This window comes from Streptomyces sp. NBC_01390, assembly GCF_045040105.1.
Lineage (GTDB): Bacteria > Actinomycetota > Actinomycetes > Streptomycetales > Streptomycetaceae > Streptomyces.
Genome location: NZ_CP109551.1, coordinates 3,331,549 through 3,357,297, shown reverse-complemented (window position 1 = coordinate 3,357,297; position 25,749 = coordinate 3,331,549). Strand labels below are relative to the sequence as shown.

Annotated in this window: 26 protein-coding genes; 12 read left to right on the top strand and 14 right to left on the bottom strand. The window is 69.8% G+C overall.

Annotated elements, in window-relative coordinates:
- Positions 1-58: 58 nt before the first annotated feature.
- Complete coding sequence (locus OG241_RS15000; RefSeq protein WP_405815843.1) at positions 59-871, bottom strand: adenosylcobinamide-GDP ribazoletransferase; 813 nt, start codon at positions 869-871, stop codon at positions 59-61.
- An 88-nt stretch (positions 872-959) separates the two neighbouring features.
- Between OG241_RS15000 and OG241_RS14995 the strand changes: the two genes are divergently transcribed.
- A complete protein-coding gene (locus tag OG241_RS14995) occupies positions 960-1,727 on the top strand; it encodes a hypothetical protein (RefSeq protein ID WP_405815841.1) in 768 nt (255 codons plus the stop codon).
- Here OG241_RS14995 and OG241_RS14990 read toward each other — a convergent pair.
- The 3 genes from OG241_RS14990 to cobT all read right to left on the bottom strand — a co-directional run bounded on the left by OG241_RS14990 (position 1,622) and on the right by cobT (position 5,356).
- On the bottom strand, positions 1,622-2,365 hold the full coding sequence (locus OG241_RS14990) for a hypothetical protein (protein ID WP_405815840.1): 744 nt from the start codon (positions 2,363-2,365) through the stop codon (positions 1,622-1,624). The two genes, OG241_RS14995 and OG241_RS14990, sit on opposite strands and share 106 nt — an antisense overlap.
- 36 nt (positions 2,366-2,401) lie before the next feature.
- Entirely contained in the window at positions 2,402-4,183 is a 1,782-nt protein-coding gene (locus OG241_RS14985; RefSeq protein WP_405815839.1) for a phosphatidylglycerol lysyltransferase domain-containing protein, read from the bottom strand.
- Positions 4,184-4,246: 63 nt separating this feature from the next.
- Entirely contained in the window at positions 4,247-5,356 is a 1,110-nt protein-coding gene (gene cobT, locus OG241_RS14980; protein ID WP_405815838.1) for a nicotinate-nucleotide--dimethylbenzimidazole phosphoribosyltransferase, read from the bottom strand.
- A 158-nt stretch (positions 5,357-5,514) separates the two neighbouring features.
- Between cobT and OG241_RS14975 the strand changes: the two genes are divergently transcribed.
- Entirely contained in the window at positions 5,515-6,489 is a 975-nt protein-coding gene (locus tag OG241_RS14975; RefSeq protein WP_405815837.1) for a class I SAM-dependent methyltransferase, read from the top strand.
- A 103-nt stretch (positions 6,490-6,592) separates the two neighbouring features.
- Here the strand turns inward: OG241_RS14975 and OG241_RS14970 are convergent, their stop codons facing one another.
- A complete protein-coding gene (locus OG241_RS14970) occupies positions 6,593-7,810 on the bottom strand; it encodes a bifunctional adenosylcobinamide kinase/adenosylcobinamide-phosphate guanylyltransferase (RefSeq protein ID WP_405815836.1) in 1,218 nt (405 codons plus the stop codon).
- A gap of 115 nt (positions 7,811-7,925) precedes the next feature.
- Here OG241_RS14970 and OG241_RS14965 point away from each other — a divergent pair, with 115 nt between their 5' ends.
- A complete protein-coding gene (locus OG241_RS14965; RefSeq protein ID WP_405815835.1) occupies positions 7,926-8,141 on the top strand; it encodes a hypothetical protein in 216 nt (71 codons plus the stop codon).
- A 109-nt stretch (positions 8,142-8,250) separates the two neighbouring features.
- Here OG241_RS14965 and OG241_RS14960 read toward each other — a convergent pair whose 3' ends face one another.
- Together OG241_RS14960 and OG241_RS14955 are read right to left on the bottom strand one after the other, a co-directional pair.
- Positions 8,251-8,952, bottom strand: a complete 702-nt coding sequence (locus OG241_RS14960) for a class I SAM-dependent methyltransferase (RefSeq protein ID WP_405815834.1) — start codon at positions 8,950-8,952, stop codon at positions 8,251-8,253.
- 83 nt (positions 8,953-9,035) lie between these two features.
- Entirely contained in the window at positions 9,036-9,662 is a 627-nt protein-coding gene (locus OG241_RS14955) for a DUF3043 domain-containing protein (RefSeq protein WP_405815833.1), read from the bottom strand.
- 223 nt (positions 9,663-9,885) lie between these two features.
- Between OG241_RS14955 and OG241_RS14950 the strand changes: the two genes are divergently transcribed.
- From OG241_RS14950 to OG241_RS14930, 5 genes are all read left to right on the top strand, one after another.
- Positions 9,886-10,683 carry a PspA/IM30 family protein gene (locus OG241_RS14950; protein ID WP_405826220.1) on the top strand — a complete coding sequence of 266 codons (798 nt, stop codon included), beginning with the start codon at positions 9,886-9,888 and terminating at the stop codon, positions 10,681-10,683.
- A 34-nt stretch (positions 10,684-10,717) separates the two neighbouring features.
- Positions 10,718-10,996, top strand: a complete 279-nt coding sequence (locus tag OG241_RS14945) for a hypothetical protein (RefSeq protein ID WP_405815832.1) — start codon at positions 10,718-10,720, stop codon at positions 10,994-10,996.
- 112 nt (positions 10,997-11,108) lie between these two features.
- Positions 11,109-12,365 (top strand): sensor histidine kinase, encoded by a 1,257-nt coding sequence (locus OG241_RS14940; protein ID WP_405815831.1) that lies wholly within the window; start codon positions 11,109-11,111, stop codon positions 12,363-12,365.
- Between the two features lie 51 nt (positions 12,366-12,416).
- On the top strand, positions 12,417-13,100 hold the full coding sequence (locus OG241_RS14935; protein ID WP_405815830.1) for a response regulator: 684 nt from the start codon (positions 12,417-12,419) through the stop codon (positions 13,098-13,100).
- Positions 13,101-13,309: 209 nt separating this feature from the next.
- A complete protein-coding gene (locus tag OG241_RS14930) occupies positions 13,310-16,417 on the top strand; it encodes an efflux RND transporter permease subunit (protein WP_405815829.1) in 3,108 nt (1,035 codons plus the stop codon).
- 85 nt (positions 16,418-16,502) lie between these two features.
- Here OG241_RS14930 and OG241_RS14925 read toward each other — a convergent pair whose 3' ends face one another.
- A complete protein-coding gene (locus OG241_RS14925; protein ID WP_405815828.1) occupies positions 16,503-17,159 on the bottom strand; it encodes a pectate lyase in 657 nt (218 codons plus the stop codon).
- Here OG241_RS14925 and OG241_RS14920 point away from each other — a divergent pair.
- Positions 17,146-17,589: a hypothetical protein gene (locus OG241_RS14920; RefSeq protein ID WP_405815827.1), complete on the top strand. Its 444-nt coding sequence runs from the start codon at positions 17,146-17,148 to the stop codon at positions 17,587-17,589. The two genes, OG241_RS14925 and OG241_RS14920, sit on opposite strands and share 14 nt — an antisense overlap.
- Before the next feature lie 115 nt (positions 17,590-17,704).
- On the opposite strand, the gene OG241_RS14915 is transcribed toward OG241_RS14920, so the two are convergent.
- Together OG241_RS14915 and OG241_RS14910 are read right to left on the bottom strand one after the other, a co-directional pair.
- Positions 17,705-17,902: a DUF397 domain-containing protein gene (locus tag OG241_RS14915; RefSeq protein WP_405815826.1), complete on the bottom strand. Its 198-nt coding sequence runs from the start codon at positions 17,900-17,902 to the stop codon at positions 17,705-17,707.
- Complete coding sequence (locus tag OG241_RS14910) at positions 17,881-18,726, bottom strand: Scr1 family TA system antitoxin-like transcriptional regulator (protein ID WP_405815825.1); 846 nt, start codon at positions 18,724-18,726, stop codon at positions 17,881-17,883. The genes OG241_RS14915 and OG241_RS14910 overlap by 22 nt, the downstream gene beginning before the upstream one ends.
- A 166-nt stretch (positions 18,727-18,892) precedes the next feature.
- On the opposite strand from OG241_RS14910, the gene OG241_RS14905 reads away from it, so the two are divergent.
- Positions 18,893-19,189, top strand: a complete 297-nt coding sequence (locus tag OG241_RS14905; RefSeq protein ID WP_405815824.1) for a hypothetical protein — start codon at positions 18,893-18,895, stop codon at positions 19,187-19,189.
- Between the two features lie 378 nt (positions 19,190-19,567).
- Entirely contained in the window at positions 19,568-20,029 is a 462-nt protein-coding gene (locus OG241_RS14900; protein ID WP_405815823.1) for a hypothetical protein, read from the top strand.
- Positions 20,030-20,049: 20 nt separating this feature from the next.
- On the opposite strand, the gene OG241_RS14895 is transcribed toward OG241_RS14900, so the two are convergent.
- Together OG241_RS14895 and nadA are read right to left on the bottom strand one after the other, a co-directional pair.
- Positions 20,050-21,540: an ATP-binding protein gene (locus OG241_RS14895; protein ID WP_405815822.1), complete on the bottom strand. Its 1,491-nt coding sequence runs from the start codon at positions 21,538-21,540 to the stop codon at positions 20,050-20,052.
- Between the two features lie 93 nt (positions 21,541-21,633).
- Positions 21,634-22,830, bottom strand: coding sequence for a quinolinate synthase NadA (gene nadA / locus OG241_RS14890; RefSeq protein WP_405815821.1), 1,197 nt, complete (start codon positions 22,828-22,830; stop codon positions 21,634-21,636).
- Between the two features lie 271 nt (positions 22,831-23,101).
- Here nadA and OG241_RS14885 point away from each other — a divergent pair, with 271 nt between their 5' ends.
- Positions 23,102-23,458: an iron-sulfur cluster assembly accessory protein gene (locus tag OG241_RS14885; RefSeq protein WP_006380335.1), complete on the top strand. Its 357-nt coding sequence runs from the start codon at positions 23,102-23,104 to the stop codon at positions 23,456-23,458.
- Between the two features lie 123 nt (positions 23,459-23,581).
- Here OG241_RS14885 and OG241_RS14880 read toward each other — a convergent pair whose 3' ends face one another.
- A complete protein-coding gene (locus OG241_RS14880; RefSeq protein ID WP_405815820.1) occupies positions 23,582-25,192 on the bottom strand; it encodes a hypothetical protein in 1,611 nt (536 codons plus the stop codon).
- A gap of 203 nt (positions 25,193-25,395) precedes the next feature.
- Complete coding sequence (locus OG241_RS14875; protein WP_405815819.1) at positions 25,396-25,641, bottom strand: hypothetical protein; 246 nt, start codon at positions 25,639-25,641, stop codon at positions 25,396-25,398.
- Positions 25,642-25,749 lie beyond the last annotated feature (108 nt).

The following is a 25,749-nucleotide window of genomic DNA, read 5'->3' as shown; positions in this document are numbered from 1 at the left end:
TGCGAACGTTCACCTGAAACCCACCGCGCAGCCACAGCCGTAGCCGCAGTCGCAGCCCTCAGCGCAACGACAGCACGACCAGTGCGGCCGTCGCGGCCGTCTCCGCGAGGGCGCCGAAGACATCGCCGGTGACCCCGCCGAAACGGCGTGTACAGCGCTGCAGCAGGCGGTCGGCGGCGGCGCAGCCCGCGATGACCGCGAAGGCGGTACGGACGATGTCGAACGCGCCGAAGAACGCGCCGAAGCCGGCCGCCGCGACCGTCACCAGGACCGCCACCAGCAACGCGGAGCGAACGGGCACCGTTCCCGCCACCGCCGCCCCCAGCCCCTCGGGCCGGGCGGGCGGCACGCCGGTACGGGCGGCCAGGGTGAGGGCGAGCCGGGCGGTGGTCGCCGAGACGACGGCGGCGAGGGCGCCCCGGGCCCAGGAGTCGCCGTACGCCTCAGCGAGCGCGGCAACTTGGGCCAGCAGCACGAACACGAGGGTGAGCACACCGAACGGGCCGATGTCCGACTGCTTCATGACGCGCAGCGCGTCCTCGGCGGGCTTGCCGCTGCCCAGTCCGTCGGCGGTGTCCGCGAGACCGTCGAGATGCAGACCCCGGGTGAGGACGGCGGGCACGGCGGCCGTGGCGACGGCGGCGAGCAGCGCGCCGGCGCCCAGGAACAGGAGGACCAGCCCGACCCCGGCGGCACACGCGCCGACGGCCAGACCCACCACCGGCGCCCACACCATGCCGCCGCGCGCCGCGTCCCGGTCCCAGCGGATCACTCTCACCGGCACCACGGTCAGCGTGCCGAAGGCGAACCGGAGCCCGGTGGCGGGGGTGGGCGGGCCGGACGGCGTGGGCTGGGGCGGAGGCGTGGACACCGGCGCAGAGTACCCGGCGGGTCGGGAACTGCCCAGGTCGCGGCGCACAAGCAGCCGTTATAGGTCGATACCTGGATAAAGTGCGCTCATGGGTCATTGGCTGGATCGGAACATCGTCGAACCGGGCAAGCTGCCGCTGCTCCTGGCGCTCGCCGCCTTCGTACTGACGTTCCTCATCACCCGGGTCGTCACCCGGATGATCCGCGCGGGCAAGGGACCGTTCGGGAACGTCAAGGCGGGCGGGATGCACATCCACCACGTCGTCCCCGGTGTCGTACTGACCGTCGTGGGCGGGTTCGGGGCCGTGGCCAGCGGGCAGCACGGGTTCGGCGCGGGGCTGTGCGCGGTGCTCTTCGGGATGGGGGCCGGCCTGGTGCTGGACGAGTTCGCGCTGATCCTGCACCTCGACGACGTCTACTGGACGGAGGCCGGCCGGCAGAGCGTCGAGGTGGTGGTGCTGACGGCGGCACTGGTCGGCCTGGTCCTCCTGGGCTTCCTGCCGTTCGGGGTGAACGACCTCAGCGACGAGGACGTCCAGAACCGGGGCGAGGCCATGGCCAGCGTCGGCGTCAACTTCCTCTTCTCCCTCATCGCCCTGAGCAAGGGCAAGGCCCGCACGGCGATCTTCGGAGTGATCGTCCCCTTTGTCGCGATCCTCGGCGCGATCCGCCTGGCTCGCCCCGCCTCCCCCTGGGCCAAGCGCTTCTACGGCCGCCGCCCCCGCGCCCGCTCACGCTCGACCCTGCGCGCCTACCGCCACGACCGCCGCTGGTCCGGCCCCAGGCGCCGCATCCAGGACCTGATCGGCGGCAAACCCGACCCCGAACCGGCCCGCGCTCCCGCCGTACGCCGGTGACGCAGCGCCGAGACCCCGCACAGGACGACTACGGCCACGATGGCCGCCAGATGCTCCTTGCCGGCGAGGTTGTCCTTCAGAACCACCTCCACCACCATCGCGACGATCACCGCACCCGCGGTCACATACGCCCGGTAGCGCCACCCCAGGAACACGGCGAGGCCCACCACGGCCGCCGACGGACCGGTGTCCACGATGTGCGCGTCCGTGCCGGGCAGCCCCAGGAAGCCCGCCGGGCCCACGGCGATGCCCACGCGCGCGTAGAGCGTGCCGGCGAGGGTGGCGACGTACGCGACGGTGAGGGTGCGCCACCAGCCCAGGCAGATCTCGGCGAGACCGAAGACGATCAGGATCTGCGCGAGGGCGCCCCAGACGGGCAGGTCGGGGGCGGGCACGAAGAGGGAGAGCGGGGTGCGCAGCAGGGCGAGCCAGAGGGGGTCCTCGGCGCGGACGGCACCGACGTCCTGGACGAATCCGTAACCCCAGGACCGGTTCTGCGTGAACTGGATGAGCGCGGTCAGACACACGACGCCGAGCGTCATGGGCAGCGCCCGCCACCGCCGCCGGAACAGGGGCCCACGGACGGCGACGTACAGCCGCCCCCATTCGGCCCGGGACCGGCGGACGACCGTGCTCATGCTCCGGCCCTCATCCGTGCGTGTCCATCCACGTGCTCATCTCTTCGACTCCAGGTGCCTGCGGTGCACCCACTTCGGCAGTCCCGGCGCCTCCAGGAAGCCCTCCGCGCGCGCGGCGGCGATACCGATGCGCGGCAGGTCCGCGCTCTTCTCGAAGAGCAGGAACCGGGGCTCCCAGATGGGCCGGTACTTCGCGTTGGCGCGGTACAGCGACTCGATCTGCCACCAGCGGGAGAAGAAGCTGAGCAGCGAGCGCCACAGCCTCAGTACCGGCCCCGCGCCGATGCGCCCGCCACGTTCGAAGACGGAACGGAACATCGCGAAGTTGAGTGAGACCTGAGTGATCCCGATCTCCTGCGCACGCTGGAGAAGTTCGATCACCATGAACTCCATCAGCCCGTTGTCGGAGTCGCGGTCGCGCCGCATGAGGTCGAGCGACAGCCCGCGCGGCCCCCAGGGCACGAAGGAGAGCAGTGCCTTCAACTCGCCCGGCTCTCCCGCGCGGCTGTCGGTGCACTCGAGCATCACGCACTGCCCGTCGGCCGGATCGCCGAGCCGCCCGAGGGCCATGCTGAACCCGCGCTCGGTGGCGCCGTCCCGCCAGTCGTCTGCGCGCTGCAGGAGGTACGTCATCTCGGCGGCCGGGATGTCGGCGTGGCGCCGGATGCGCACGGTGTGTCCGGCCCGCTTGACCCGGTTGTATGCCTGCCGGACGGTGCGCATGGCCCGTCCGTCCAGGGTGAACTCTGCGGTCTCCACGATGGCCTCGTCGCCGAGTTCGAGGGCGTCCAGGCCGTGCCGCGCGTACACCGTGCCGGCCTCCTCGCCGGCTCCCATCACGGCCGGGATCCAGCCGTGGGCGCGGGCCTCGGCGAGCCACGGTTCGATGGCGCCGGGCCAGGCCTCCGGGTCGCCGATCGGATCACCGGCGGCCAGGGAGACCCCGCCCAGCGCGCGGTAGGCGACGGCGGCCTTGCCGGTGGGGGACCAGACGACGCTCTTCTCGCGGCGCAGGGCGAAGTAGCCGAGGGAGTCGCGGTCGCCCTGCCGGTCGAGGAGGGCGCGCAGCCGGGCCTCGTCGTCCTCGGTGAGCGGGTCGACGGCACGACGGGAGCGGAAGGCGGCGTAGAAGACGGCGAGGATCAGCACCGTACTGATCACGTTGATGAAGACGTCGACCCAGTTCGGCGTGGTGATGCCGGCGAAGCCCGAGTCGTCGGTGGCGACGGAGATCAGCCGCATCGTGCCGTAGCCCCAGCGCTCCAGGAACGTCGAACTGTGGGTGTCGTGCGCCTCGTTGGCGACGGTGACGAGGAGCGCCGCGAGGAGGGAACAGACGAGCAGGCCGCCGACCGCGACGGCGGCGGCGAGCCGCGGGTTGGACCGGTCGCCCTTGGCGTAGAACTCCCTCCGCCCCACGAGGAGTGCGGCGACGAAGGCTGCGGTGAGGACGAGCGAGACCCAGTTCTGCGCGTGTCCCCGGATGTCCGCGAAGTACATGGCGAACCCGAACAGCAGCAGGAACAGCGAGCTGATCACGATGTTCAGGATCCAGGCGGCCCGCTTGCGGCGCCGCATGGTGATCGCGAGGAACATCGTGAACACACCGGAGGCGAAGCCGGCGGTCAGCAGGTACGGCGTGAAGTAGTTCTCCTCGTTGTGCCGCCGTACGTCGTTCCCGAAGGAGACCCACACCGCGCTGAGCAGGTTGACGAAGGTCACGACCCGCAGATACCAGACGGCGAACGCGGCGGCCCGCCGTGAGGCGGCGGTACTGGCACTTCGCTGAACGTTGGGCGTGACCCGGGTATCTCCCATGAGGAGTGATCATATGGGGCATGTCGCATGACATGCCCCATATGCCCGCTGGTGGCCGGACGGTCAGACGGCTTCGGGCTCCTCCGGCTCGCCCGGCTCCTCGGGCTCCTCCGGCTTCTCCAGTTCCTCGGGCTTCTCCGGCAGCTCCGCGGCCAGTGCCGCCGCGGCCTGGACCAGCGGGAGGGCCAGCAGTGCCCCCGCTCCCTCGCCCACGGTCACCCCTTGGTCGAGCAGCGGCTCCAGCGCCATCCGGTCCAGGGCCTTCGCCTGGGCCGGCTCCCCGCTGTTGTGACCGGCGAGCCACCAGTCCGGCGCCCGGAAGGCGACCCGCTGCCCGACCAGCGCACACGCGGCCGACACCACACCGTCCAGGATCACCGGCATCTTGCGTACGGCGCTCTGCAGCAGGAACCCGGTCATCGCGGCGAGGTCGGCGCCGCCGACCGTCGCCAGCAGCTGCAACTGGTCCCCGAGCACCGGCCGGGCGCGCCGCAGCGCGTCGCGGATCGCGGCGCACTTGCGCATCCACGCCAGGTCGTCGATCGGCAGCCCGCCCCGCCCGGTGACGACGGACGCGTCCGTCCCGCACAACGCGGCCACCAGCACCGACGCGGCCGTGGTCCCGCCCACGCTCACATCGCCCAGGACCACCAGATCCGTACCGGAGTCGGCTTCCTCGTCGGCCACGGCGACCCCCGCCAGGAAGGCGGCCTCCGCCTCCTGAAGGGTCAGCGCGTCCTCGACGTCGATCCGCCCGCTGCCACGCCGTGTCCGGTGCCCCGCGACCTCGGCGGGCAGCGCGTCCGGCTCGCAGTCCAGGGCCATGTCGACGACCCGTACGGGAACCCCGAGCCGCCGCGCGAGCACGGCGACAGGGCTGGAGCCGTCGAGAACCGCCCGCACGGACCGCTCGGCACTGCCGGCGGGGCGCGCCGACACACCCTGCCCGGCAATCCCGTGATCCCCCGCGAACAGCACCACACGCGGTCGTTCGACCGGCCGTACCGGCACCGAGGACTGTGCCGCCGCCAGCCACTCACCCAGGTCGTCGAGGCGCCCGAGCGACCCGGGCGGCACGATCTGGCGCTCCCGGCGCGCCTCCGCGTCGCGGCGCACTCCGCCGTCGGGGCGCTCGATCAGATCGGTGAAGTCGTCGAGATTAAGCGAGCTCATTCGCCGAACAGTACCGGCAGCGATCGAACAGGGTGCCGTCACGTTGGAGCCATGTCATTGCACCCGGGACGGCGATCCCCTACGTAACGTTTTGATGCGTAATGTCGCACGGCGCTTCAGCGCACCGCAGCAGTGCACCGCTTCAGCAGGAGCCGCCCATGTCCCCCGCCCCGAAGGCGACCGTCCCACCGGAGACCGACGGGTTCCACGAGCCGCGCCGCGAGGACTGCCCCTGGTGCGGTTCCAAACGGCTGCGCACCCGCCTGCGCACGCCCGACCTGCGGCAGCGAGGACAGGGAGGCCCGGGCACGTTCGTCGTCGACGAGTGCCGCGACTGCGCCCACGCCTTCCAGAACCCGCGCCTCACCGCGGAGGGCCTCGCCCTCCACCACCAGGACCTGCCCGAGGCCTCCCACCCCGTCCCGCCCCGCAGACACCGCGCGGCGGCCCGGGCGATGCTCGCCTTCCGCGAACCGGAGAGCTGGCTCGACGTCGGGACGGGCGACGGGGCCTTCCCGGCGGCGGCGAAGCGCTATTTCCCGTACACGGCCTTCGACGGCGTGGACACCACGCGCCTCGTCCAGAAGGCCCGTACCGCCGGCCACATCGAGGAGGCCCACCGAGGCCGCCTCACCGACCCGGCCATCGTCAACCGACTGCGGGCCCGTTACGACGTCGTCAGCATGTTCCATCACCTGGAACACACCCCGGACCCCCGCGAGGAACTCCGCGCGGCCCTCAGGGCCCTGCGCCCCGGCGGCCACCTCCTGATCGAAGTCCCGGACCCGCACTGCGCGTTCGGCACCCTGCTGGGCAAGTGGTGGCCCTGGTACGCCCAGCCACGTCACCTCCACCTCATGCCGCTGGCCAACCTGGTGGCGGAACTGGAGTCCCAGCACTGCACGGTCATCGCGACGGACCGCCGGGAACCCCACATCCCGTACGACCTGACGGGCGCCCTCTCCCTGGCCCTCACCCGAGCACTCCCGGCCCGCCGCACATCCCTGCTCAGGGCGGCACTCCCACTCCTGGCCCTGACCACGGCCCTGGACCACACCCTGGCCCCCCTCCTCCGCAGAACCCGCTTCGCGAACACCTACCGGATCATCGCGAGGAAGGGCACTCCGGCGTAACGCCAGCTCTGTGTGGGGGCAGCGCCCCTTCAGGGGCGCGGGGAACTGCGCGACCAGCCCCCACGGGCCGACACCGAACCACAGGCCGCCGGGGCCCCCGCGCTTACCCCCGCAGCACAACCGCCTGCCCCGCCACCACCAACAGAACGTGCTCACACTCCGCCCCGAACGCCGAGTTCAGCCGCCCGAGCTCGTCCCGGTACCGCCGCCCGGACGCGGTGGCGGGCACGATCCCGGACCCCACCTCGTTGGAGACGGCGACGACAGTCCGCCGTGTCGACCGGACCGCCGCCGTCAACTCCCGTACCAGCCGCCGCAACTCCCGTTCGCCACCGCCCGCCCACTCCGCGTCGTCCCACGCCCCCACCCGGTCCATCGCGTCCGTCAGCCACAGCGACAGACAGTCGATGAGCAGCGGCGCCCCGTCGTCCTTCAGCAGCGGTACGAGGTCGCAGGTCTCGGTGGTACGCCACGACCCCGGCCGCCGCTCCCGATGCGCGTGCACCCGCGCCGCCCACTCGCCGTCCCCGTTGCGCGTCCCGCCCGTGGCCACGTACAGCACGTCCGGGAACGCCTCCAGCCGCCGCTCCGCCTCCACCGACTTCCCCGACCGCGCACCGCCCAGCACCAGCGTCCGCCGGGGCACGTCCGGTACGTCCTCGTAGACGCCGACCGTCAACGTCGTACCGTCCGGCACCGCCCGCGCGCCCGCCGCCGCGAGCCGGCGCCGCAACTCGGCACCCGGGGGAACGTCATGGTCCAGGTGGACGGCGACGACATCCGTGGCCGGGCCGAGCGCGCCCGCCGCCCGCAGCCGGGCCAGGGCGTCCGGCCGCCCGACGACGTCCGCGAGGACCATGTCGTACGAGGGACTGTTCCCGTTCCCGTTCCCGTTCGCGTCGAGCCCGGACGGTGCCGCGCCCGGCGGCAGATACAGCAGCCGCTGTCCGTCCGGGCCGGTCACCGCGTATCCCGTACCCGGGGAGTCCATCGGGACCGCGCGCACCCGGTGCCCGGTCAGCAGCGCCAACTCCCGCCCGTCCGGCACCCGTCCGGGCTGCGGGAGGCCCGCCGGCACCTCCACGGCGGGCCCGTCGTGCGGATGCGACAGCAGCACCTGCCGTACGCCGGCCAGCGAGTGCCCGGCGCGGGCCGCCGCCAGTACGGCGCCGGGGGTGAGGTCGAGCAGCAGCGTGCCGTCCACGAGCAGCGCGGTGGCCGCCCGCGCGTTCACGCCGAGCGCGCCGGTACAGGCCGCGCACGCACAGTCGGGGCGGGGGAGACCCGCGGGGGCGCCGGTGCCGAGCAGAGTGAGTTCCACAAACCTGATTTTCGCGTGTCCCCGCTGGTCTTGCGCGTCCGGCTAGGCTCTCGGACCAGGAGCCGGATCAAGATCCGGTTCCTGGTCTGCAGCGGTTCATATCTTGGAGGCGTACATGGCGGCATGGACGTGGCGGTTCGAGAACACCGACGGGGCGGAGGTCCAGCCCGCGGTGGAGCCCGAGGAGTTCACGACGCAGGGGGACGCCGAGTCCTGGATCGGTGAGTACTGGAAGGACCTTCTCGCAGGCGGCATCGAACAGGTGCACCTGTTCGAGGACACGACGAAGATCTACGGCCCGATGAGCCTGAAGGACGCCCAGGAGGCGTAGTGGAACGAAACTGCCCCCGTGCGCCCCTTAGGGGCGCACGGGGGCAGTTTCAGGGGCGCGGGGAACTGCGCGACAAGCCCCCACAGGCCCGCAGTGAAGCAACGACCGCTCAACCCCGAACCCCGCACAGGTGCAGCAACGCCGCCACCTGCCGATAGGGATCCGTACGCCCAGCCCGCTCCTCCACGGCCAGCAACGCATCCAGGTCGCCAGGGGCCTCCGCGTCGTCGGACGCCGTGTCCGTGAACACCCGAACCCCGTACCACGCATGCAACGGCGCCCCGATCCCGGCGAGCGTCCCCGTCAACACCGACAACCGATCGGCTCGCACCTCAAGCCCGAGCCGGTTCGTGTAAGAGTCCGTGTCGAAGGCACCCAGCGCACCCGCCCAGTCCCCGGCGAGCCCCGACCGCATCGCCAGCGCGTCGCCGTTGCGCACCAGCAGCGACAGCAGCCCGCCCGGCGCCAGCATCCGCGCCAGCCCCGCCAGCAGCGCGTCCGGCAGTTCGACGTACATCAGTACGCCATGACAGAGCACGACGTCGAAGCTGCCCGGCAGGAAGTGCACCCCCGTGTCGCGGCCGTCGCTCTCCAGGAGCCGGACGCGCTCACGGATGCCCTCGGGCTCGGCGGCGAGCGACTCACGCGCCGCGTCGAGCATCCTCGGGTCCTTCTCGACACCGGTGACGTGATGGCCGGCCCGGGCCAGCCGCAGCGCCTGCGTGCCCTGACCCATACCGACGTCGAGCACCCGCAGCCGCTGCCCGACCGGGAACCGCCCGGCTATCTGCTCGTCGAGCTGCCGGGCCACCAGTTCCTGCCGTACGACATTCCGCAGCCCGCCCAGCTTGTCCAGCCAGGCATCCGCCGCGCCCCCGGAGAAGGACGTAGTGCTCAGGGCCGCGCTCCGCGCTTGACCTGAGGCTTCGGCAGCCGGAGGCGACGCATCTGGAGGGAGCGCATCAGCGCGTAGGCGACCGCGCCCTTCGTCCGCTCGTTCGGGAAGCGCGCGGCCAGCTGCTTCCTCATCCGGAACGCGATGAAGAACGAGTCGGCGATGATCAGCACGATCACGAAGAGCCACAGCAGCAGCGCGATGCTCTGCAGCGCACCGACGCGCACCATGCTCAGCACGAGGATGATCACGGCCATCGGCAGGAAGAACTCGGCGACACAGAAGCGCGAGTCCACGAAATCGCGCGCGAAACGGCGCACCGGGCCCTTGTCGCGGGCGGGGAGATAACGCTCGTCCCCACTGGCGAGCGCCTGGCGCTGTCGCTCCATCGCGGAACGGCGCTCGTCACGCTGTCGCTTGGCCCCCTCCTTGCGCGTCGTCGGAGTACTGGCCACGCTGCGGCGCTGGGACTGGGCCTGACTCCGCTTGGGAGTGGGCCTGCCCTTCGGCGCCTGCGGGTCACGGGTCTGCTTGGAGTCGGTCACCAGCGCCTTGTCGGCGGGGGCCTTCTCTTCCTTGGCACGGCTACGGAACACAAAACCCAAGGGTAAGGGGTATCGGGGCATGGACCCCAGCCGAGTGGGGAACGATCCGGCAACACCGGTCGTCTGAAGAGACAGGCAGTAGGGGCTCACCTACTCCCTACGCCGGAGTCGGACAGATCGCGGTCGTCCTTGGGGATGAGCGCATCGGGCCCGGAACAGTGCGGTAATGGAGGCAGGGCCCGTACTGTTGGTCCTGTTGCAGGTGCTGGAGCTGGAGTCCGTCAGAAGGGGGCGCGCGAAGCCCATGAGCGGTGTCATGAAGCGTATGGGGATGATCTTCCGCGCGAAGGCGAACAAGGCCCTTGACCGGGCCGAGGACCCGCGCGAAACCCTCGACTACTCGTACCAGAAACAGCTGGAGCTGCTCCAGAAGGTGCGCCGCGGAGTCGCCGACGTGGCGACCAGCCGCAAGCGCCTGGAGCTGCAGCTCGCCCAGCTGAACAAGCAGTCCTCCACGCTGGAGGACCAGGGCCGCAAGGCGCTCGCGCTGGGCCGTGAGGACCTGGCCCGCGAGGCGCTCTCGCGCCGTGCCGCCCTCCAGCAGCAGGTGACCGACCTGGAGACACAGCACCAGACTCTCCAGGGCGAGGAGGAGAAGCTCACCCTCGCCTCGCAGCGCCTCCAGGCCAAGGTCGACGCCTTCCGCACCAAGAAGGAGACGATCAAGGCGACGTACACCGCCGCCCAGGCCCAGACCCGGATCGGCGAGGCCTTCACCGGCATCTCCGAGGAGATGGGCGACGTGGGCATGGCGATCCAGCGGGCCGAGGACAAGACGGCACAGCTCCAGGCGCGTGCCGGCGCGATCGACGAGCTGCTCGCCTCGGGCGCCCTCGACGACCCCACGGGCATGGCGAAGGACGACATCCAGGCCGAGCTGGACCGGCTGTCCGGTGGTACGGATGTGGAGCTGGAGCTGCAGCGCATGAAGGCGGAGCTGGCCGGCGGTTCGTCGTCGGGGCAGCAGGCCATCGAGGGCGGCGCGGGTCAGCAGCAGTCGCAGCAGCAGCCGAAGGACACCCCGCGTTTCGACAAGCAGTAGCCGACAGCGGTAGGCCACGCCTGAGGAGGGCGACATGATCGTACGGATCATGGGGGAGGGCCAGGTGAGGCTGGCGGACAGTCACCTCACCGAACTGAACAAGCTGGACGACGTGCTCCTGGCGGAGATGGAAGTCGGCGACGGCCCCGGCTTCCGCCGCACCCTCCAGTCGCTCCTGTCCAAGGTCCGCGAACTGGGCGACCCCTTGCCCGACGACTCCCTGGAACCCTCGGACCTCATCCTCCCGTCGCCGGACGCGACTCTGGAGGAGGTCCGGGAACTACTGGGCGACGACGGCCTGATTCCGGGGTGAGGGTCCGCTCTCCAGCCGGTCCGGCGCTTGAGGACAAGGCCCGTTCAGGGCCGAAGCAGGGGTCTGGGGACGGGAGTCCCCAGGAACGCCCAGGTGAGCTAACTTGACAACCGTGAGCACCCTCCAGCGCGCCCGATGCCACCTCAAGGCACACCCCCTCGCACTGGACGTCGCCCTCGCCGCAGCAGTCCTCCTCTGCATGCTGGGCGGCTCGTTCGTCGACCCCCACGGCCAGGACGGCGGCGCCTGGACCGCCCGCACCCCCGACCCGCTCAGCCTGGTCCTCATGGTGCTCGGCGCCGCAGCACTCATCCTCCGCCGCCGCGCCCCCATGAAGGTGCTCGCGTTCACCGGCACCGCCTCCCTCGTCGAGTCGGTCACCGCCGATCCGCGCGCCCCGGTCGCCATGTCCGCGGTGATCGCCCTCTACACCGTCGCGTCGACCACCGACCGCACCACCAGCTGGCGCGTCGGCCTCCTCACGATGACCGTCCTCACCGGTTCCGCGATGCTGGCCGGGCCCCTGCCCTGGTACGCGCAGGAAAACCTCGGCATCTTCGCCTGGACCGGCATGGCCGCGACCGCGGGTGACGCCGTACGCAGCCGCCGCGCCTTCGTCGACGCCATAAGAGAGCGCGCCGAGCGAGCCGAACGCACCCGCGAGGAGGAGGCCCGCCGCCGCGTGGCCGAGGAGCGGCTGCGTATCGCCCGTGACCTGCACGACGTGGTCGCCCACCACATCGCCCTCGTCAACGTCCAGGCCGGAGTCGCCGCGCACGTCATGGACAAGCGCCCCGACCAGGCCAAGGAGGCCCTCGCCCACGTACGGGAGGCCAGCCGCTCGGCGCTGAACGAGCTGCGCGCGACCGTCGGCCTGCTGCGCCAGTCCGGGGACCCGGCGGCGCCCACCGAACCCGCCCCCGGTCTGCACCGGCTCGACGAGCTGGTCGGCACCTTCCACAACGCCGGACTCCGGGTCGAGGTCGCCCGCGCCGACCAGGACACCACCCTCCCCGCGGCCATCGACCTGGCCGCCTACCGGGTGATCCAGGAAGCCCTGACGAACGTACAGAAACACGCGGGACCGGAAGCGAAGGCCGAGGTCAGCGTCGTACGGGTGGGGCCCAACATCGAGATCACCGTGCTGGACAACGGGCCGGGGCGGGGAGCGGGCCAGGAGGGTCCGGAGGAGGGCGGCGGGCACGGGCTGCTCGGGATGCGGGAGCGGGTCACCGCGGTCGGCGGCGACTGCACCACCGGTCCCCGATACGGAGGCGGCTTCCGCGTACATGCGATCCTGCCGGTGAAGAGCAGGCCGCGTCCCACGGAGGGCGCGGGCAGCCCCGTACGGACAACCGCGCAGACGTAGCCGGCCGCACGCAGATCCACCGATCCGCCGACTCAACGAGGACGACCGCCCATGACGATCCGTGTCCTGCTCGCCGACGACCAGGCACTGCTGCGCAGCGCCTTCCGCGTGCTCGTGGACTCGGAGGCCGACATGGAGGTGGTCGGGGAGGCGTCCGACGGGGCGGAGGCGGTGCGCCTCGCGCGGGAGCAGCGCGCCGATGTCGTGCTGATGGACATCCGGATGCCGGGCACCGACGGGCTGGCCGCGACCCGGCTGATCAGCGCGGATCCGGGGCTCGCGCATGTGCGGGTGGTGATGCTGACGACGTTCGAGGTCGACGAGTACGTGGTGCAGTCGCTCCGCGCGGGCGCGTCCGGGTTCCTCGGCAAGGGCGCCGAACCCGAGGAACTGCTCAACGCGATCCGGATCGCCGCCGGGGGCGAGGCGCTGCTGTCGCCGGCCGCCACCAAGGGGCTGATCGCCCAGTTCCTCGCACAGGGCGAAGTGCTGGACGACGGCCGCGACCCGGCCCGTACCGACCGGCTGGACGCGCTGACCGGGCGGGAGCGCGAGGTGCTGGTGCAGGTTGCCGGCGGACACTCCAACGACGAGATCGCGGAGCGCCTCGAGGTCAGTCCGCTGACGGTGAAGACGCACGTCAACCGGGCCATGGCCAAGCTGGGCGCCCGGGACCGGGCCCAGCTCGTCGTCATCGCCTACGAGTCGGGACTGGTACGTCCAAGGGTGGAGTGAGCTCCGCGGGGCGTACTGCGGTCGGAGTAGGGACCGGGTAAGGAAACGGGACCTGGGAGCTAGGGAACGGGATGTTCCATGGCTCAGGGTGTAAGGGCGGGCGCTCATATGTGCCACACACGGATGTGTCGCGCAGAGATGTGTCACGCCCGGATGTGTCATGTATGCGCCCTTCCTCCGCTCAGGCCACAGAAGAGAGACGCTCACCCATGTCCCGGCTGTCCAGGTTCAGCCTCGCGCAACGGGCCCTGATAGGCCTGATGTCGATCGTCGCGATCGTCTTCGGAGCGATAGCGATACCGCAGCTCAAGCAACAGCTGCTGCCCACCATCGAACTCCCGGTGGTGTCCGTCCTGGCGCCGTACCAGGGTGCGTCCCCCGATGTGGTCGAGAAGCAGGTCGTCGAGCCGATCGAGGACAACCTCGAAGGCGTCGACGGCATCACCGGCGTCACCTCCACCGCCAGTGAGGGCAACGCCCTCATCACGGCGTCCTTCGACTACGGCAACGACACCAAGCAGCTCGTCGCCGACGTCCAGCAGGCCGTCAACCGGGCCCGTGTGCTCCTCCCGGACGGTGTTGACCCGCAGGTCGTCGCCGGTTCGACGGACGACATCCCGACCGTCGTCCTCGCCGTCACGTCCGACCAGGACCAGCAGGCCCTCGCCGACCGGCTCGACCGCACGGTGGTCCCCGACCTGCGGGCCATCGACGGCGTCGGCCAGGTCACGGTCGACGGCGTACGGGACGTCCAGATCACGGTCACCCCGGACGAGAGGAAACTGACGGCGGCGGGCCTCAACTCCACCGCCCTCGCCCAGGCACTCCAGGCGGGTGGCGCGACCGTCCCGGCGGGCTCCTTCGACGAGGCCGGCACCAACCGCACGGTCCAGGTCGGCGGCGGCTTCACCTCGGTGGAGCAGATCGCGGACCTGATGGTCGCGGGCGCGCCCGGTTCCCAGGCCAAGCCGGTTCGCCTGGCCGACGTGGCGGCCGTCAAGCAGGAGTCCGCCAAGGCCGACTCGATCACGCGTACGGACGGCAAGCCGAGCCTCGCCGTCACCGTCACGATGGACAACGACGGCAGCGCGGTGTCGATCTCGGACGCGGTCGAGGACAAACTCGCCGACATGCGGGGGGACGTGGGGACCGGCGCGACGATCACAGTGGTCAGCGACCAGGGTCCGGCGGTGGCGAAGTCCATCAAGGGCCTGACGACGGAGGGCGGCCTCGGTCTGCTCTTCGCGGTGATCGTGATCCTGGTGTTCCTGGCGTCGGTCCGCTCGACCCTCGTGACGGCGGTCTCGATCCCGCTCTCGGTCGTCCTGGCCCTGATCGTCCTCTGGACGCGCGACCTGTCCCTGAACATGCTGACGCTGGGCGCGCTCACGATCGCGATCGGCCGGGTGGTCGACGACTCGATCGTGGTCCTGGAGAACATCAAGCGCCATCTCGGCTACGGCGAGGAGCGCCAGGAGGCGATCCTCAAGGCGGTCCGTGAGGTGGCCGGCGCGGTCACCTCGTCCACGCTCACCACGGTTGCCGTCTTCCTGCCGATCGGCCTGGTCGGCGGCATGGTCGGCCAGCTGTTCGGCGCGTTCAGCCTGACGGTGACGGCGGCCCTGCTGGCGTCACTCCTGGTCTCCCTCACGGTCGTCCCGGTCCTCTCCTACTGGTTCCTGCGCGCCCCGAAGGACACTCCGGACGACGCCGACGAGGCCCGCAGGCTCGCGGAGGAGAAGGAGGCGAAGAGCAGGCTCCAGCGCGTGTACGTCCCTGTCCTGCGCTTCGCTACCCGTCGCCGTCTGACCAGCGTGGCGATCGCGGCGGTGGTCCTCATCGGCACCTTCGGCATGGCCCCGCTCCTGAAGACCAACTTCTTCGACCAGGGCGAGCAGGAAGTCCTCACCGTCAAGCAGCAGTTGAAGCCGGGCACGAGCCTGGCGGCCACGGACGTCCAGGCGAAGAAGGTCGAGCAGCTGCTCGCGGACGTGAAGGGCGTCAAGGACTACCAGGTGACGATCGGCTCGTCCGGCTTCCTGGCGGCCTTCGGCGGCGGCACGGACACCAACCAGGCCTCCTACCAGGTCATGCTGGAGGACTCGGCGTCGGCGGACGACGTCCAGGACAGCATCGAGGAGGGCCTGTCCAAGCTCTCCGGCATCGGTACGACCACCATCGCGGCCGGTGACGGCTTCGGCAGCCAGGACCTGAGCGTGGTCGTGAAGGCGGCCGACGCGGACACCCTGCGCAAGGCGGCGGACGAGGTACGCGACTCGGTGGCGAGCCTGGACGACGTCACGGACGTCACCAGCAACCTGGCGCAGAGCGTGCCGCGCATCTCGGTGCGGGCCAACTCCAAGGCGGCGGCGGCCGGTTACAACCAGCAGACGCTGGGCGCGGCGGTGGCCGAGGCGGTCAAGGGCACGACGGCGGCCAAGGCGACCCTGGACGACACCGAGCGGGACGTCGTCATCAGGTCGGCGAAGCCGGCCGGCACCCTGGCCGAGCTGAAGGCGCTCCAGCTGGGCGCGGTGAAGCTGGGCGACATCGCCGACGTACAGCTGGTCGACGGCCCGGTCTCGATGACCCGCATCGACGGCCAGCGGGCGGCCACGATCACAGCCCGCCCGACCGGCGACAACACCGGCGCGGTGAGCGCCGACCTCACCTCGAAGCTGGACGCCCTCAAGCTCCCGGCGGGCGCGACGGCGGAGATCGGCGGGGTGTCGTCCGACCAGGACGACGCGTTCAAGAACCTGGCACTGGCGATGCTGGCGGCGATCGCGATCGTCTTCATGCTCCTGGTGGCCACGTTCCGCTCGCTGATCCAGCCCATGATCCTCCTGGTGTCGATCCCGTTCGCGGCAACGGGCGCGATCGGCCTGCTGGTCGCCACGGGCACCCCGATGGGCGTCCCGGCGATGATCGGCATGCTGATGCTGATCGGCATCGTGGTGACGAACGCGATCGTGCTGATCGACCTGATCAACCAGTACCGCGCGCAGGGCTACGGAGTGGTGGAAGCCGTGGTCGAAGGCGGCCGTCACCGCCTCCGCCCGATCCTGATGACGGCCCTGGCGACGATCTTCGCCCTCCTCCCGATGGCGCTGGGAGTAACAGGCGAGGGCGGCTTCATAGCCCAGCCGCTGGCAGTGGTAGTCATCGGCGGCCTCATCACGTCAACAGCCCTGACCCTGCTGCTCGTTCCGACCCTGTACGCACTGGTGGAACTCCGAAAGGAACGCCGAGCGAAGAAGCGGATGGCCAAGAGGGAGACGAAGGCGGAGCAGGTCCCGGAACCGGCCGGAGTGTGAGCGCGGTCGAATGAGCCATGAGTGAGGGCCGGGTCTCGTACGGGACCCGGCCCTCCTCGTTCGCTGCGTGCACGCCCGGCGCGGATCAGCGGTAGGTGACGCCCGAGGTGCTGTAGCGGCAGTTCGTGCCGTCGGGGCCGCTGCCCAGCACGGTCGGCTCCGCGCCACTGCTGTTGCCCCGGAAGCGTTGGCACACGGTGATGTCCTGGCTGTCGCCGCCCGTGAGCGTCACACCCGAGATGATGGCTGTGTCCCCGTAGTTGGCATTGACGCCCGCCAGGACCTTGCCGGGGCTGGTCGCCCGCACGCCGCTGATCACGACGTGGCGCTGGTACTGGGTCTCGCAGTTGCCGCATGAGCGGTAGAGCTTGCCGAAGGCCGCCACCTGGAAGTTCCTGATGGTCACCGTGCCGGCTCCGTTGTGCTGGAAGACCTTGTCGTCCGCATTGCGCGCACCGCCCCCGTCGACCAGGTATGCCGCCGAGGCGGACTTGCCCTTGAAGGTGGCGGCGTCCTCGCCGACGTCCTCCCACCAGACGTTGCGGATGGTGCAGCTGCCCAGGCAGTGCACACCGTCGGCGGCCGGGTCGCCGAGGATGACGTTCTCCAGCACGGCGCCGTCGGCGAGTTCGAACAGGGGGCCCTGGTCCTCCGCCTGGCCGTCGGTGCCCAGACTGCCGGAGCCGCGGAAGCGCTTCAGACCCCCGTCGTAGGTGCCTGAGACCTCGATGGTCGCGGTCACCGCGCGCTCGCCGGTGGCGGTCGGCCAGCCGCCGTACGAGGTCTGGGATGTGGCCGGGGCGGAGGCTTTCACCGCGGCCTTGGTCCCCTCCCGCAGGGGCTTCGACGGCGATGCGGAAACCAACGGAGACGCGGAGACCGAAGAGGATACGGACGCCGACGGTGACGCGGAGACCGATGATGACGTGGAGACCGACGGTGACGTGGGTGCGGTGGGCGACGGGTGCGCGCGGTATGTCGTCGCCGACGGGGAGGACGCCCCGGCGACCGGAGCGGCATCGGGGCGCGACAACAGAGCCGCGCCGAGCACCACCCCTCCGGTCAGCACAGTGGCCAGTACGGCGATCAGGACCGGCCGACGGCGACCGCTCGATAGACCCCGCCGGTGGCGCGGGGAGGCTGTTCTCTTGCTCACGTCGTTCCCTATGTGAAAGGCCCGGTTTTCTCTCGTGTCGCCACGGAGGACACGAAAGTTGCCGTGAGCGTGCAAAAGCGTTGGCAAAGGCCGGGGCGTGTACACGCCCCGGCCGTCGTCCTCCTGCTGTCTTACGCCTTGAGGAAGTTGACGAACGTGTCCCAGGTCGCGGCTGGGACGACGACCACGGGCCCTTGGGGGTTCTTGCTGTCGCGGACGGGGACGAGGCCGGGGAGGTCCTCGGTGATCTCGACGCAGGCCCCCCCACTGGCGTTGCTGTAGCTGCTCCGGCGCCAGTGGGCGGAGTTCAGCTCGAGGGTGTGTCGCATGACGTGTAGTCCTCCATCGCCTGTCGGATCAGCTCCGCCGAGGTGGCCGGCGAGAGGGCGTTGGCGCGGAGTACGTCGTAGCGTCGCCGCCATTTTTTCGCCGACTCCCGGTCCTCGTAGAGGTGGCCGACCTCAATGCCCTCTTCGTAGGCCATGGTGGAGCCGTTGGGAAGGTTCAGCAGGTTCAGTACGCCACCCATCAGGAAGTAGGGACCGGCACTGAAGGGCATCACCTGGACCTTGCTTTCCGGAGTATCCACCTGTTCGAGTAGCCAGGCCAGTTGTTTGTGCATGCACTCCGCGTCACCGAACGGCCGCCGCAGGACCGCCTCGTCGATGATCGCCCACCGGAGAGGGGGCTGTGCCGAGCGGAGGCGATCCTGGCGGGACATACGGGCGTTGACAAGTTCTTCTACCTTCTCCCGGGGCAGCTCCTCCTGGAGGCTGAGCAGGGCGTCGGCGTACTCCCGGGTCTGCAACAGCCCTGGGACGACCTGCGGGTCGTACGTCTCGATGACCTCTGCCTGCGCCTCGAAGTCCATGAACCGGCGGAACTGGTCCGGATGCGCCTCGCGTTTGGCCAGCTCGTACAGCCCGTGGAAGTGCATGTCGGTGCCGAAGGCCGCGTCGAGTTGGGTGGGCAGGTCGGGCGGTGGCATCAGTTCGGCCGTCTCGACCCGGGCCAGCGTGCTCTTGCTGGAGCTGAGGATCTCCGCCAACTGCACGAGCGACAGCCGCGCGGCCTCGCGGTGGCGGCGCTGCTCCGCGCCGAAGTAGTGGCGGGCGGAGTGGTACGGGGTGAGTTGCTGCGGCTTGAACGTCATCGGTCCCGCCTCTCGTCTCGTGTCAGCTGATCCGGTCGTCCCGATCTCAACGCTGGGACACGGCCCCTCTGTTGAGGACACATGTCACAGGGTGACCATCTGAGCACAAAAGGTAATCACCGGTGTTGGCGACCGCCAGAGGGACCGGAGCGAAGGGAGTCACGTGATGATGCGCGACGGAATGGGTGCGCGGCTGAGGCTGCTGCCATGGACCACGCCAGAGGGCGGCCCGTGCTACCTCAGTACCGCCGACCCGAACAGCCGACTGTCCTGCCTGGCGGACGAGTTGGAGTCGGAGTTGCTCGACTCGGCGGAGTTCGTGTTGGCGGAGGCGAGGCCGCTGCTGGCCCGGGAGGGCGTGGAGGAACGGGAGTTGAGGTTCACCGGGGTGCGGCTCGCCGAGGCGCTGGGCGATGCGCTGCGGATCGCGGCAAGTCGCGGGGAGCGCTTGCCGGAGGGCTAGGAGTCGGGCGGGCTGCGGCGAGGGCGGGTGGCGTGGGGGGTGGGAGTGGCGCCGCCGCGCCCGAGTCGACGACTGGAAATCGATACTGAGCGGCCGACGCTGAACCAAGAGGGCCGGTCGGGCTTGTTAAATCTTTTCGAAACGACAAATGCTCACTTAGTGGATATTCTATATTGTTTGCCGCTTCCACCTAGGTCAGAAATATCCTTTTTGAGTAGTAATGGCCGAAGGTGGGGCCGCGTTGTTCAAGTCATCGCAATGGGAGGGGCATGACAAACCAAGGGTCAAGTGTGAAGATCTTTAGCTGGTGCGGAACAGGGCGGTGCCAGTAAGGAGCGTCAGCGTTCATCCCCCTGTCCAGGGCCTTTTGGAGTAACGATGCGTCGGCGTCACCGTGACCAGCCTCGCGATCCATTGATTCCGGTCGTCCCGGATGCGATTGCGGTAGCGATTTCAGAGGTGGTTACCCTTATAGAAATCTTCGACCATGCCCACGCGCGCATGGTCGATTCGGGCGAGGTCGACAAAGAAACCCTCGCCAACGCCAGCGGATCCGCTCTGGTACCCATGCTTTATGCACGAGCCGGTTGTTCCTCGCTCCAAGGGCGCAGCAGCATTCCTCTGCTCACGGACGAGATCGGTCTTCTTGAGGCCGCAGTGATTAACCTGGAGTCGTACCAGGGAAACGAAGTTGTTCTGTGTGCCGGCTATCAATTGTTGGAAGATTTTGCGAACCGCAAGAGGAATACCTCCCCTGTGTGCCACGTGCACGGAATCCTGGCCTTCACGGGTGAGGCGGAGGGCACGACCAGCGGATCGGTAGCCCCTTCCATGGCGTGACGGTGAGGGCTGAGGCGGGACTACGCCCCGCCGTACAGCCGCTCCAGATCCACGAGCACGACCTCACCCCGTTCCGCCGCAGCCCGCAGGTCCGCCGAGAATCCGACGCCGCTGTAACAGGCGGGGTGGGCATGGCTCGTGTCGATGCCTCGTGCCGCGAGGAGCCCGAGGATGTGCCGGAGTCGTTCGAGGTGGCCGATATTCATGACCTTGTTCCACTTCGCCTCGCCGATCGACAGCAGGATGCCGTGGTCCTGGCCGACGGCGCCGCGTACGACGACGTCGACCTCGTGGGAGGTACGGGTCGCCGGATCGGCGACGGTTCCCGACGTGACGTCGATGGGCAGGCCGCCGAAGGTCTCGGGTTCCGCGTGCCAGGAGACCCACTCGCGGCACAACTGCTCGAAGTGCGGGCCTACGACCTTGCTCAGGAACGTGTCCCGGGACAGGGACCAGGTCGCTTTCAGGTTGCGTTGCTCGGCCATGAGGGCCTGGTTGCGGCGTACCACCGCGTGGTGGAACGTGATCAGCGGTTCGGCGATGCGGTAAGCGCTGCGGTTGCCGCGGAAGGCGTCCGCTTCCAAGGTCAGCAGTCCGCATCGCTTGAGTACCGTCAACGGTTGGGAGATATCGGTGGCCTTACGGCCCACCGCGCTCGCGATGCCACCGCTGGTGTGGTTGCCGGCCGCGACCGCCGCGAGGACGGAGTGGTACAGCGCCCGATCGCGTACGTCCGGTTCGGCGGCCAGCAGGAACTCGGCCTCGGCGTGGATGGGGCGCATGGGGTTGAGGACCGTACGGCACACCCAGTCGTCGAAGTCGTCCATTCCCTCCGGTACGTCGTTGGCCACGAACTCCCGCCGGTAGGCCGGGGTTCCGCCGACGACGGCATGGGTGAGGACGGCGAGCCTCGGGTCGGCGATGCCCCAGAACTCGGCCGCTTCCCGGTAACCCAGGGAGTGCACTACGAGGTTGAGTCTCGCGCGGCCGTACAGCGGTGACGTGCCGGAGAGCAGGCCGCCCATGAACGACATCGCGCTGCCGCAGAGGAGGATGCGCGGGTGGTGGCGCAGATCGCGGCCGAATCCTGCTCCGATGGCCGCTTGGAGGCGGGAGGTGAGGGAGGCGTCGCCCCGAACCAGATACGGGAACTCGTCGATGACGATCGTGACGGGGCGCTGCGCGGCCAGGTCGAAGAGCAGTTCCAGGGCCTCGCTCCAGTGGTGGGGGCGGGGTGGCACGGGAGCGTCCGTGAATCGACCGATCTCCTCGCCGAGCAGACTCAGTGACTCGGCCCGTGTGGCCTCGACAGCGGCGAAGTAGAAGCCGTTCGTCGCTGCGGTGAGGGCCTTGAGCAGGAAGCTCTTTCCCTGTCGGCGGCGCCCGGAGACGACCGCGAGGTGTGGTCCGGGTTCCTCGTTGGAGGCGAATGCGGTCAGCTCGCTCCATTCCCAGTCGCGGTCGAAGATCTGGGACGGCTTGGGGATGTCGCGGTGGGACAGTCGCGGCACTCTCAGTCACCTCGTTCTTAGGGATGTACATCTAAGATGTACATCCCTAAGAACGTGAGCACACCCGAATGGACACGGGTGCGAGCGGCTCGCCTACGGCAGGGCCAGCATCCGCTCCAGTGCCAGCTTCGCGAACTTCTCCGTCTCCGAGTCCACCGTGATCTGGTTCACCAGCTTGCCCTCGGCCAGGGACTCCAGGGTCCAGACCAGGTGGGGGAGGTCGATGCGGTTCATCGTCGAGCAGAAGCAGACCGTCTTGTCGAGGAAGACGACCTCCTTGCCCTCGGGTGCGAAACGGTTCGCCAGGCGGCGTACCAGGTTCAGCTCCGTGCCGATGGCCCACTTCGAGCCGGCCGGAGCCGCCTCCAGCGCCTTGATGATGTACTCGGTCGAGCCGACGTAGTCCGCCGCCTCCACCACCTCGTGCTTGCACTCCGGGTGCACCAGGACGTTCACGCCGGGTATGCGGGCGCGGACGTCGTTCACCGAGTCCACGCTGAAGCGGCCGTGGACCGAGCAGTGGCCGCGCCACAGGATCATCTTCGCGTCGCGCAGCTGCTCCGCCGTCAGGCCGCCGTTCGGCTTGTGCGGGTTGTAGAGGACGCAGTCGTCCAGCGACATCCCCATGTCCCGCACCGCCGTGTTGCGGCCCAGGTGCTGGTCCGGCAGGAACAGGACCTTTGTCGAATTGGGCTCCCCCTGCTCGAAGGCCCACTCGAGGGCGCGCTCGGCATTCGACGACGTACAGATCGTGCCGCCGTGCTTGCCCGTGAACGCCTTGATGTCGGCCGAGGAGTTCATGTAGGAGACGGGCACGACCTGGTCGGCCACCCCGGCCTCCGTCAGGACGTCCCAGCACTCGGCGACCTGCTCGGCCGTCGCCATGTCCGCCATCGAGCAGCCGGCGGCCAGGTCGGGCAGGACCACCTTCTGGTCGTCGCCGGTCAGGATGTCCGCCGACTCCGCCATGAAGTGCACACCGCAGAACACGATGTACTCCGCCTCCGGACGCGCCGCCGCGTCCCGGGCCAGCTTGAAGGAGTCACCCGTGACGTCCGCGAACTGGATGACCTCGTCGCGCTGGTAGTGATGGCCGAGGACGAAGACCTTGTCGCCGAGCTTCTCCTTGGCCGCGCGGGCGCGCTCGACCAGGTCCGGGTCGGAGGGCGAGGGCAGGTCGCCGGGACACTCGACGCCCCGCTCGCTCTTCGGGTCGGCCTCGCGGCCGAGCAGCAACAGGGCGAGCGGAGTCGGCTGTACGTCGAGCTCCGTGGTCTGGGCGGTGGTCACGGCACGCACCCTTTCTGTTCTTCTGGTCATGCCTTTTCGTCGAATTGACGTTATCTATCGTAACCCCTTCACGTCACTTTGACGAGGTTCATAGCGTCGATGTGACATGAATCCCGGAGGCTGTCCACAGGCCGCTGTTCGCGATTCCGCGCGTGTGCGAGCATGGAGAGGAGAAGAACGGAAAGAACAGACTCTCGGCCCGGAATGAATCCGCGGCCCCGCCGGTTGCACTCGTCGGCAGAAGTCTCCGTACAACCCGGGAGAGATGTAGATGTCCGTATCGGACGAGACCAGCACCGTCACCGACGGCATCATCCTGTCCGACGCCGCCGCGGCGAAGGTCAAGGCCCTGCTCGACCAGGAAGGCCGCGAGGACCTCGCCCTGCGTGTCGCGGTCCAGCCCGGCGGTTGCTCGGGTCTGCGCTACCAGCTGTTCTTCGACGAGCGTTCCCTCGACGGTGACGTTCTCAAGGACTTCGACGGCGTCAAGGTCGTCACCGACCGTATGAGCGCTCCCTACCTCGGTGGCGCCTCCATCGACTTCGTCGACACCATCGAGAAGCAGGGCTTCACGATCGACAACCCGAACGCGACGGGCTCCTGCGCCTGCGGTGACTCCTTCAGCTAGGCCATAGGGCCGCAAGGCCGTTACGTGAAGGCGGCGCCCCCCTCCGACGGGGGCGCCGCCTTCACGCGTAAGCGGATCGCGAGCGGCTTGCCAGCGAATCGCGAGTCGAACAGGTCCGACGGGCTACCGCTTCGCGAAATCGCCCTCGGGGATCGCCTTCCCGGCCGGGTCCACGACCTTCCGGTCATCCAGCGGCTCGTCCAACCCCACGGTCACGTACGTCGCCTTGGCGAGCATGATGCAGATCGTGCCCTTCTTGGTCGTCGAGGTCACGGTCACCGTCACCTCGCCGTCCTCCTTCGCCGACGCCGAGTACTTGCTGCACACCCCGCCCCAGAAGCCCACGGTCAGCTCCTTGCCGTCGCCGGAGACCGTGTAGCCCTCGATCTTCATGTCACGTGTCGCCGTCCCGGACGTCGGCTCGTCGCCCGGTGCGGTCGGCGAGGCCGTCGGGGACGGCTCCGCGCTCGACCCGGAACCGGCCCCGGCCAGGTAGCGGGGGTCGATCGCCGGGTACGTCACCGTGTAGCCCTTGGCGGCACCCTGCGCCCGTACCTCGAACAGCCACGACGGCACCAGCGCCGGCCGCCCCGACACGGAGTGCGAGGCCAGCCCGAACACCGCCTTGTCGACCGTGAGCGACTCCTTCTGTCGGGTCTGCGTGGTCGTACCGCACGGCGCCTCCAGACGGTCCTTCAGTGGTACGGGGCTGGCGCACCCCCCGATGCCCATGCGGTGCTCGGGAGTCGCCACGGCCCCCGGCTCGTTGAGCAGGGCCAGAGTGGCCTTCGCGCCGAGCACCGGATATGTGTCGCTCTTCACCGGCGTCGACAACTGGCCGCTGCCGGACACCACTTCGCCCTGCGCGCTGACCTGGAGGCCGGTCGTCCAGCCGTAGGTGGGCAGCCCGCCGACCACCGGATCGGCGTTCACCACCCGCTGGGTGCCCACGACCTGGCTCGTGTCCAGCTTCGCGTCGTCCTGGCCGACGGCCTTCAGGATCGGTGCCGCGGCCTTCTTCGCCACCGTCTCGCTCACCGGATCGACGGTCGTCCCCTCCGTGGCGGACTTCTGCGCGCACACGGTCGTGCCCTTGCAGTTGTCGGGACCGCCGAGCAGGTACCGGCTGAAGGACCAGGTCCCCGGCGCGTGCCTGTTCACCCGCAGAAAGGGGCCGGTCCCGTCGTGCGCCGTGCCGACCAGCCAGTCCTCGGCCTCCGCCACCGGCTTCCCCGCGACCCCGAGCGCCTTGGCCAGCCGGGTCACCTCGGCGGCCGTGACCTCACCCGTCGCCGTTGAGTACACCGGCGCCGAGCCGGGCCCGGCGGGCAGCGTGCCGTCCGCCCGGTAGGTCACGCCGTTCGGGTCGGGCTCGCCGGGCGCGATCCCGGTCGAACCGCCCGTGTCACCCGTATCACCCGCGTCACCTGTACCGCCGCCCTGGGTGTAGCCGTCGAGGGCCAGCGGCGGGGGAGTGGTGCCGTCGCCGCCCGGTGCGGAGGCGCCCGTACGGTCGTCGTCTTTCGAGCCGCCGACCGCACTGGTGGCGAGGTACGCCCCGCCGCCCCCGACGAGCAGCACCGCGGCGGCGACCGAGGCGATCAGCACCGGGGACCGGCGCCGGGACGGCTGCTCGGCGCCGCTCTCCTCCGGCGTGGGCTCGGCGGCGCCGTCCGCCTCGGCCTTGGCGGCCTTGTCGTCGGCGTCGTCGTGATCGGGTCGCTCGGTGTTCACGGCATCGCTCCTTCGGGTCCCAGCTGTCCCGGGTGTCCCGACCGGCCGAGCCTGTCACCGACAGGCACCGGCGGGTCGTACACCGCGTCCTCTTTACGGGGGACAGCGATGGGACGCGGCGGGGGAGCGCACGGTTCCCGTCGAGCGCTGGTCGAGTGCTGGTCGAGGAGCTGCCGTCGGTCGAGGCCCGGCTGGGACCTGTGCTACTCGCCGTACTCGGACATCGCGTCCACCAGCCGCGCCGAGGCGGGCGGGACGGTCACCCCGTGGATACGGGACGGGGAGACAGGCAGGGCGGTGATCCGGTCCGGGGCCGTCCAGTGCGGCGCCATCCGGGCGCAGTCGCCGCGCAGGGAGGCCAGATCACCTTCGAGGTCGTGCGGGGCGGCACCCGGTCCCGAGTGCACGTGCTGGACCTGAAGCGCCTGATGGACCTTGAAGTTCGTCATACCGGAACCGTATGCACCGCATACCCGGCCGAGAAAGATCTACTATCGGGTAGTTTTGCCGCTACAGCGAGAGCGGGCCGACCGGGTAGCGTGAACTGTCAATCACCC